12 protein-coding genes are annotated in these 8,332 nt (G+C 58.6%); 4 read left to right on the top strand and 8 right to left on the bottom strand.

The window, feature by feature from the left end:
• From AC2FNB_RS19690 to pheS, 3 genes are all read right to left on the bottom strand, one after another.
• Positions 1–472, bottom strand: a 472-nt coding sequence (locus AC2FNB_RS19690; RefSeq protein WP_496748504.1) for a CE1 family esterase, incomplete at its 3' end; no start/stop codon positions are given.
• A 302-nt stretch (positions 473–774) separates the two neighbouring features.
• Positions 775–1,071 carry a hypothetical protein gene (locus AC2FNB_RS19685; protein WP_496748503.1) on the bottom strand — a complete coding sequence of 99 codons (297 nt, stop codon included), beginning with the start codon at positions 1,069–1,071 and terminating at the stop codon, positions 775–777.
• On the bottom strand, positions 1,072–2,145 hold the full coding sequence (pheS, locus tag AC2FNB_RS19680; protein ID WP_496748502.1) for a phenylalanine--tRNA ligase subunit alpha: 1,074 nt from the start codon (positions 2,143–2,145) through the stop codon (positions 1,072–1,074).
• Positions 2,146–2,379: 234 nt separating this feature from the next.
• Between pheS and AC2FNB_RS19675 the strand changes: the two genes are divergently transcribed.
• Entirely contained in the window at positions 2,380–2,541 is a 162-nt protein-coding gene (locus tag AC2FNB_RS19675) for a hypothetical protein (protein ID WP_480751500.1), read from the top strand.
• Between the two features lie 81 nt (positions 2,542–2,622).
• Here the strand turns inward: AC2FNB_RS19675 and rplT are convergent, their stop codons facing one another.
• The 3 genes from rplT to pyk form a co-directional block, all read right to left on the bottom strand.
• Positions 2,623–2,988: a 50S ribosomal protein L20 gene (rplT, locus tag AC2FNB_RS19670; protein ID WP_008756009.1), complete on the bottom strand. Its 366-nt coding sequence runs from the start codon at positions 2,986–2,988 to the stop codon at positions 2,623–2,625.
• Positions 2,989–3,003: 15 nt separating this feature from the next.
• Complete coding sequence (gene rpmI, locus AC2FNB_RS19665; protein ID WP_480751499.1) at positions 3,004–3,204, bottom strand: 50S ribosomal protein L35; 201 nt, start codon at positions 3,202–3,204, stop codon at positions 3,004–3,006.
• Positions 3,205–3,352: 148 nt separating this feature from the next.
• The gene (pyk, locus tag AC2FNB_RS19660) at positions 3,353–4,798 is read right to left on the bottom strand and encodes a pyruvate kinase (protein WP_496748501.1); all 1,446 of its coding nucleotides are present in this window, start codon (positions 4,796–4,798) and stop codon (positions 3,353–3,355) included.
• Positions 4,799–4,916: 118 nt separating this feature from the next.
• Between pyk and AC2FNB_RS19655 the strand changes: the two genes are divergently transcribed.
• A complete protein-coding gene (locus tag AC2FNB_RS19655; RefSeq protein ID WP_496748500.1) occupies positions 4,917–5,654 on the top strand; it encodes an N-formylglutamate amidohydrolase in 738 nt (245 codons plus the stop codon).
• Between the two features lie 10 nt (positions 5,655–5,664).
• Here AC2FNB_RS19655 and AC2FNB_RS19650 read toward each other — a convergent pair whose 3' ends face one another.
• Positions 5,665–6,030 (bottom strand): cupin domain-containing protein, encoded by a 366-nt coding sequence (locus AC2FNB_RS19650; RefSeq protein ID WP_496748499.1) that lies wholly within the window; start codon positions 6,028–6,030, stop codon positions 5,665–5,667.
• A gap of 305 nt (positions 6,031–6,335) precedes the next feature.
• On the opposite strand from AC2FNB_RS19650, the gene AC2FNB_RS19645 reads away from it, so the two are divergent.
• Positions 6,336–6,575, top strand: coding sequence for a DUF6868 family protein (locus AC2FNB_RS19645; RefSeq protein ID WP_496748498.1), 240 nt, complete (start codon positions 6,336–6,338; stop codon positions 6,573–6,575).
• A gap of 100 nt (positions 6,576–6,675) precedes the next feature.
• Positions 6,676–6,990, top strand: coding sequence for a DUF1244 domain-containing protein (locus tag AC2FNB_RS19640; protein ID WP_480751491.1), 315 nt, complete (start codon positions 6,676–6,678; stop codon positions 6,988–6,990).
• Here AC2FNB_RS19640 and AC2FNB_RS19635 read toward each other — a convergent pair.
• On the bottom strand, positions 6,977–8,167 hold the full coding sequence (locus AC2FNB_RS19635) for a CaiB/BaiF CoA transferase family protein (protein WP_496748497.1): 1,191 nt from the start codon (positions 8,165–8,167) through the stop codon (positions 6,977–6,979). The genes AC2FNB_RS19640 and AC2FNB_RS19635 overlap by 14 nt on opposite strands.
• Positions 8,168–8,332: the final 165 nt, after the last annotated feature.

The raw sequence follows: 8,332 nt of genomic DNA, 5'->3' as shown, positions 1-8,332 counted from the left end.
CTGCGATGGCAAGCAGGGCGGCAACGTGATTGCCCGACTGGCAGACATAGCGCCACGCCATGGCCGAGCCAAAGGAATAGCCCGAGACATAGATGCGGTCGAGGTCGATGGGATAGGTCTTGGCCACATCTTCCAGAACCCTGTTGGCAAAGGCCACATCGTCGGTGTCAGAGGTCCAGAAATCCCAGGTCTTGCGCCGCCCGTTGGGCGCAACCAGCAGGACCCCGCGCTTGCGGGTGGCGCTGGCGATACGCTGGTGATTGACCACCACGGTGCCCTGCCGCGCCCAGCCGTGGAAATGCAGCAGCACCGGCAGAGGCGTCTGCCTGTCCCAGCCGTCAGGTTCAAGCACGTGATACGAGCGGTCACCGAGATCACAGGCGGTATCGCCGTGGCATTCGGATTTCCAGGGCCCCATGGCAAAGGCGGGCGTGGTCATCAGCAGGAGAAGGCAGAACAATCGACGGATCATGTGCCCGACCCTAACGCGACAATCCGCCCTGTCACTTAACATATCGGTGTAGTCCGAACGTAGGCCGGGCTTCAGCCCGGCACCCACCCATCGCACATGGCGGGCTGAAGCCCGCCCTACATCAGTTAAAACATCAAACCGGGCCATCGCCAGATCGCGGGATGGCAATCAAACCTTGAGCTGGGCAGTTTATGGTCGTCAATTTTGTGTGTCGTTGAAACTGGGCACCTGCGGAGACAAATCGCCAGCCCGTCCGGGCGGTCTCGCGATGGCGCGGCGGCCTATCGGCCTTTGCGCCGCGCCTACTTTTTGAAGCGATCAATGAGTTTTTTGGTTTTCCGCAACTGCGATTGTTGATCGCGCACGGTTTGGTCCCGTTTTTCCCAGACGCGGTGGTGTGCCAGCATGAAGAGCCCGTGAAATGGCGTCGCAGCAAGCAGAATAAGGATGCTCATCCATCCGGGAAGGAAACTTGCGAACCCGCAAAACACCAAAAACCATCCAAAAAGCAGAGCGAATCCGACCCATCGATGATTGCGCCCGGAAAACGCAAAACACCAGTCGTAATATTTAGAGAGATATACTCCCAGAAAATACACCTACCGACTCAAACCACCATGCAGGTTCGGCATATCCAGCGCCGCGAACCCATAGTGGCGCAGCCAGCGCAGGTCGGAATCAAAGAACGCCCGCAAATCCGGAATACCGTATTTCAGCATCGCCAGACGGTCGATGCCGATGCCAAAGGCAAAACCCTGATAAACCTCAGGGTCGATCCCACCGGCGGCGATCACCTTGGGGTGGACCATGCCGGAACCCAGAATTTCCATCCAGTCGTCGCCCTCGCCGATCTTCAGCTGGCCGTTATCCCAGGAACAGCGGATATCGACCTCGGCCGACGGCTCGGTGAACGGGAAGTGCGAGGCACGGAAGCGCAGTTCGACGTCGTCGACCTCGAAGAAGGCTTTGACGAACTCTTCCAACACCCATTTCAGGTTCGCCATCGAGATGTCCTTGTCGATGGCCAACCCCTCGACCTGATGGAACATCGGCGTGTGGGTCTGGTCATAGTCGGCGCGGTACACACCGCCCGGACAGATCACGCGGATCGGCGCACCCTGCAGTTCCATCGACCGGATCTGCACCGGTGAGGTATGGGTGCGCAGCACGTGTGGCGGGCGGTTGTCACCCTCGGCACGGTGCATATAGAACGTGTCCATCTCGGCCCGTGCAGGGTGGTGGCCGGGGATGTTCAAAGCGTCAAAGTTGTGCCAGTCGGTTTCGATCCGGGGCCCTTCAGCGACCGAGAAACCAAGCTCGGCAAAAATCGCGGTCAGTTCCTCACTGGCCTGACTGACCGGGTGCAGCGTGCCCTGACGGCGCGGGCGCGTGGGCAGGGTGACGTCCAGCCATTCGGTACGCAAACGCTCATCCAGTGCAGCATCCGCCAATGCTGCCTTCTTGGCGGCCAGCGCCGAGTTGATTTCGTCCTTCAGCGCGTTCAGCGCTGGGCCTGCGACCTGACGTTCTTCGGGCGTCATCTTGCCCAATTCGCGCATCTTCAGCGCCACTTCGCCCTTTTTGCCCACGGCGGCGACACGGATCGCCTCCAGCGCGGTTTCGTCGCCTGCCTCGGCAATCTGCCCCAGATACTTTACCTTAAGATCGTCCATGACGGTCCCCTGAATTTGGTCCAGAACCTGCTATCGGCCAATGGCGCTGAATGCAAGACAAGCGCGGTATCGCAAGGCACATTCCGGCAAATCGGGCCGGGTTGGCCATAGCTGGCCTGATGCACGAAACCCTCAGTGGTGCGCCATAGTGGACGCGCCAGCCCGACACAGGGTGAAATTTCCACCCGTTTCAGGCAAACTTGCATCCGACAGCTCGAAAGCGACGGTGCTGAAATGCTGGAATACGGAATTGCCATAAAGAACGCGACCGGAGGCGGCGGCGGGTCAAAAGGGTTTGATCTGTCGGGGCTGATGGAGTCTGTCACCTCGGACCCGACGGCACTTGTGATCGGCGGAGCAGTTGCAGCCGCAGTTCTCTGGTTTCTTCTGAGCTGATCCGCTGAACCTTTCCCGGCTCAATAACGAAAAAGGCCACCCCCAAGGGAGCGGCCCTGTTCACTGTCTCTCAAAAGAGGGTCAGGCAGCCAGAGCAGCCTGTGCCTTGGCGACGATCGCGCCGAACGCTTCCGGTTCGTGCACGGCCAGGTCGGCCAGGACTTTGCGGTCCACTTCGATGCCGGCCAGGTTCAGGCCGTTGATGAAGCGGGAATAGGTCAGAGCCTCGTCATGGCTGCGCACAGCAGCGTTGATCCGCTGGATCCACAGCGCGCGGAAGTTGCGCTTGCGATTCTTGCGGTCGCGGGTTGCGTACTGGTTGGCCTTGTCGACGGCCTGACGGGCAACCTTGAAGGTGCTCTTGCGGCGGCCATAGTAACCTTTGGCGGCCTTGATGACCTTCTTGTGACGGGCGTGAGTTACGGTTCCACCTTTAACGCGGGACATCTCTCAAATCTCCTCTTAGCGGTCGTAGGGCATGTAGCCCTTGACGATCTTGGCGTCGGGGGCGGACAGGGTGGTGGTGCCACGGGCATTGCGGATGAATTTCTTGTGCCGCTTGATCATGCCATGACGCTTGCCGGCCTGGGCCGTCAGGACCTTACCGGTCGCAGTCACCTTGAAGCGCTTCTTGGCGCTCGACTTGGTCTTCATCTTGGGCATTTCCGTCTCCTTCATTCGGGTTCGGTCTTGACGCGACTCGGCATGCCACATCGGCCGGTCGCGCGGTCAGAGGCGCCGTTTACGCAAGTCCGCGCAAACTGGCAAGGGGTTTCGCGCATTTTCAGGCGCGAAAACTCCGAAAACGCGCTTAGCCCGGATCGGTATTATAGATCAAGCGTTCATCGCAGGGGGCAACGCGCAGGATGTTGGTCGTACCGGGGACGTTGAATGGCACACCCGCCGTTACTACGATCTGATCGGTTTCCGTTGCGAAACCGCCAGCGCGGGCGGCACGGGCCGCGTTGACGACGGCACTCTTGAACCGCTCCAACTCGGGCGTCATCACGCAGTTGCAGCCCCAGCTCAGGCACAGGCGCCGCGCGGTTCCGACCAACGAAGTCATGGCGATGATCGGCACGCCGGGACGCTCGCGCGCGGTCAGCAACGCTGTTGTGCCGCTTTGAGTGAAACAGCAGATCGCCTTGATATCGGTCTTTTCCGCAATCTCGCGCGCGGCGGCGACAATGCCGTCGGCGATGGTCGTGCCCTTGGCGCTGCGGGAGGCATTGATGATCTGCGAATAGGTCGGATCGGCCTCGACTTCGATCGCTACCTTGTTCATCGTCTGAACCGCCTCAATCGGATAGCTTCCGGCCGCCGATTCCGCACTGAGCATGATGGCGTCGGTCCCTTCGTAAATCGCGGTTGCCACATCGGAGACCTCCGCTCGGGTCGGCATCGGGCTTTCGATCATGCTTTCGAGCATCTGGGTCGCCACGATCACCGGTTTGGCCGCAGCCCTGCATTTTCGCACCAGGCGCTTCTGAATCGGCGGCACCGCCGACACCGGCAACTCCACCCCCAAATCACCGCGCGCCACCATGATCCCATCCGAGGCATCCAGGATTTCGTCAAACGCCTCGACCGCCGCTGGTTTTTCGATCTTTGACAGTATGGCGGCGCGACCGTCAGCAAGTGCGCGGGCCTCGAAGACATCCTTGGAGCGCTGAACAAAACTCAACGCCAGCCAATCCACCCCCAACTGACAGGCGAATTCCAGATCAGCCCGGTCTTTTTCAGACAGCGCCGCAAGTGGCAGCACTACGTCCGGCACGTTCACGCCCTTGCGATTCGAGATTGTGCCCCCGGTTTCAATCGTACAATCGGCAAATTCGCGGCCACAACGGTCCACAACCAGTCGAATCTTACCATCGTTGACCAACAGATGCGCGCCGGGTTCCAAAGCCTCAAAAATTTCTGGATGCGGCAGGCAAACTCGGGTTGCGTCCCCTGCCGTCTGATCCAGATCCAGCCGGAATGTGGCGCCTTCCTCCAATTCTACCACATCCTTGGCGAACACGCCCACACGCAGTTTCGGCCCTTGCAGGTCAGCCAAAATCGCAATCGGGCTGTCCAGATCCTTTTCCACCTGCCGGATGATCCGGTGTTTTTCGCGAATCTCGTCATGGGTTCCATGGCTCATGTTCAGCCGGAATACGTCGGCGCCCGCCTCGTGCAGCGCGCGGATCATCTCGTAAGTGTCGGACGCCGGACCCAGCGTCGCCACGATTTTTACATTTCTCAGGCGTCGCATCGACCTTGCTCTCCTTAATTCGGCTCCTGTTATCGCAAACAGTGATCGGCTCGCTTATCGCGCAATTCCCTTTCTCAGGCAACTGCCCTACACCTGCGACAAACAAGATGACAGGCTGATGACATACACCCCTTTTTTCATACATGGCGAGGACCGCCCGTCCCGCTGGCTGATTACCTGCGATCATGCAACCAACATGGTTCCTCCCGCCATCAACGGCGGCGATCTGGGGCTGCCGCGTGAGGATATGGAGCGCCATATCGCCTATGATGTGGGTGCCTATGAGGTGTCGAAACACTTGGGTGAAGTCCTGAACGCACCGGTGATCGCCGCCAACTTCTCTCGCCTTGTAATCGATCCAAACCGGGGCGAGGACGATCCGACCTTGCTGATGAAACTCTATGACGGCTCGATCATCCCCGGCAACCGCCACGCCGATGCCGAAGAACGAGAAAAACGGTTGGACCTTTGCTATCGCCCCTACCACGACGCGCTTGGGCGGATGGCGGCACTGCCACACGCGGTCATTGTGTCGATGCACTCCTTTACCCGGCAACTGCGGGGCCGGGACCCGCGCCCTTGGCATATCGGCGTTCTGCATACCGAGGATGAGAGGTTTTCTCGCCCCCTGATCAATCACCTGCAGGCAGAGCCAGACCTGTGTATCGGTATCAACGAGCCCTATACCGGGATCTTGTCGGGAGACGCGATTGACAAGCACTGCACCGCACACAATCGCCCTAACGCACTGATCGAGATCAGGAATGATCTGATTGCCGATCACGCAGGACAACGCGCTTGGGCCGAAAGGCTGGCCCCCATTCTCGAAGGGGCGCTTCACGACAGCGGTGTGTGAGCCTCTCGCGCTAGTCGAACTGGACGATTACCGCTTCAAAATCTTCTTCGCCCATTACGCAGGTGTGGTGGCCCTTGCCGTGACGATCCTCCATGTGCCAGACGTCTCCGGGGCCAATGTCGCGTGTTTCGCCATCACTCGCTGCGACCCGGACTGTTCCGGCCAGGCAGATCAGCTTTTGCCGCACCGGACTGACGTGGACCGGCTCATCCCAGCCCGCCCGGAGTCTTAGAAACAACATCTGTCGCGCACGTTCTGGGGCAGATATTTCAATGCTTTTGGCTGGCGGAGCAAAGGCCTTCTCCTCCAGCGCAACCTCGACGGTCTCCCAATGGCTTTCACCTGTCTCATCTGCGAAAAGTCTGAAATATCTCACCGTTTACTCCCAACATGCCTTTGCTCCCATCCGACACTGAATTCCTTCGAAGACACCGTGGAACGCCTGCAAAAAAACATGCCGGGCGAACTCATAAGCTGCAAGGCAAAACCATCGTCCAGTTGTTTTGCAGTTCGGTTCGCCTTTCTGCCCTCAAAGGGCTGGGCATTTTGTGGCGTCACCCAAAATCAACCCGTCCTTGCCTAAAATCACTTGTGACGTCAGGTCGGATTGGCCGGGCGCTCTCCGCGCATTCTTGTGAGTGCATCCAGTTACCCCCATATCGAAAAGGAAAGGAGACGACCATGACTCAGGCAACCCTGGCGACGGTCTTCGGCTGGATGACGGTCTTGAATATCAGTATCTTACTCCTCAGCACATTGATGGTGGTTGCCTTGCAAGACCGGATCGCGACCATTCATGGCAACATGTTCGGCATGGAAAAGACAGAGGTCAAAAAGGTCTATTTCCGATATCTGGCTAACTACAAGATTTTGACGCTGGTCTTCTGCCTTGTGCCGTGGGTGGCGTTGAAACTGGCCTGATCCCGTGATCGATGTGGTGGCCACCTCATGGCCTCCGATTATTGTATCGCCGGACAAGTGTTGCTACCTCAAGGCCAAGTCACTCACACGGAGCCCACGCATGGACCAACAAACCGAAATCGAAGTTCAGGCCGCAGCCTTCCGCCGCCTTCAAAAACACCTGATGGAAGATCGCACGGACGTACAGAATATCGACCTGATGAATCTTGCCGGGTTCTGCCGCAACTGCCTTGCACGCTGGTATCAGGAAGCGGCCAACGAAAAGGGCATCGAAATGGACAAGAACGAGGCCCGCGAGATCTACTACGGCATGACCATGGACGAGTGGAAAACCAACTACCAGACCGAAGCCAGCCAAGAGAAACAGGCTGCCTTCAAGGTCGCGTTCGAGGAAAACGTCCTCAAGAAGGGCTGAACACTATACCACGCGCAGCCAGGTCGTCGAATGCGGCCGCGTCGACACCAAATTCCTCCAATATGGCGCGGCTGTCCGCGCCATGGGCGCGGGGTGGGTTGGTCAATGCAGGCGCTCCGAAATCGTAGGTGAAGCCCGCCACGGGAAACCTGCGATCATCCACCTTTTGAATGACGTTTCGCGTGGCCAGCTGCGCCTCGTCTAACGTTTCTTCCAAACTCCGTACACGAGCCGCCGGCACGTGGTGTGCGTTGAGCACCTGCTCCCATTCCTCAGCCGTTCGCGAAGCCATGGCCTGCGCGATTGCGGCGGAATCCGCCTCTCGTCGTTTGCCGATTTCAGCGCGGGGCGTTTGCAAGATTTCTTCGGCAAGCTCATGCTTGCCGATCGCCCGCATCAGGTTCGCCATCTGAGTATTGGTGTATGCTCCGATCATCAGCAAACCGTCCGCAGTTTCGAATGTCGCATAGCCGGCAAGCGAAGGGTCGTTGTTACCATGTGGTTTTGGCGCCTTTCCAGTTGCCAATGCGGTCATCGAGTTAGAGTTCATCATCATCAACGCGCAGTCGGTCATTGCCACGTCGATCCTCCGTCCCTGCCCTGTCGTCGCGCGCCCAAAAAGCGCCGCTGAAATCGCCAGCGCGGCCTGCGCCCCGGTTCCGTAATCTACCATGGCCGGTCCGACACGAATTGGGGTGCCGTTCACCTCGCCATTGGCGGTCATGACCCCTGTATAGGCCTGTATTACCACGTCATAGGCCGGATGGCCTGCCTTCGGCCCTGTCGCACCGAACCCGCTGATGGCGCAATAGATCAGATCAGGTTTCAAGGCCGCTAGCCGATCATATCGCAATCCCAAAGCTTCGACCGCGCGGGCCGTATAGTTTTGCACCACGACATCTGCGGTTCGAACCAGCCGGTCAAAGATCTCCCGACCCTCGTCCGATTTCAGATCAAGCGCCAAGGTGCGTTTCCCAGCCCCCTGCGCTTGAAACCCCAACCCCATGCCAATGGCGTTCAGCGCTGCATCCGCGCCCTCCGCACGGGTCATGTCGGGTTGCGTCACCGGTTCTATCTTTATGACCTCGGCCCCAAGAACGCCAAGTTGAAAGGTACAAAACGGTCCCGCATAGACATGCGTAAGATCAAGCACTCGTATTCCCTCGAATGGCTGCATGTTCCGCCCCTCCCACATTGAACCTAGGGGCGAGGGATTTCGTACACTGGGCAGTTTGCGCCAACTCGCTGTCGCATTCATTCCGAAGGACGCAGAAACGCACAAATACTGTTTGGAAAGCGACCTGACAGTCGCGGACAATCTGTCATATCCTTACTGCAAACA

This window comes from Ruegeria sp. BHSB058 (assembly GCF_059613285.1).
The sequence above is the reverse complement of the archived record's forward strand: the minus strand, read 5'-3'. Positions and strand labels throughout refer to the sequence as shown.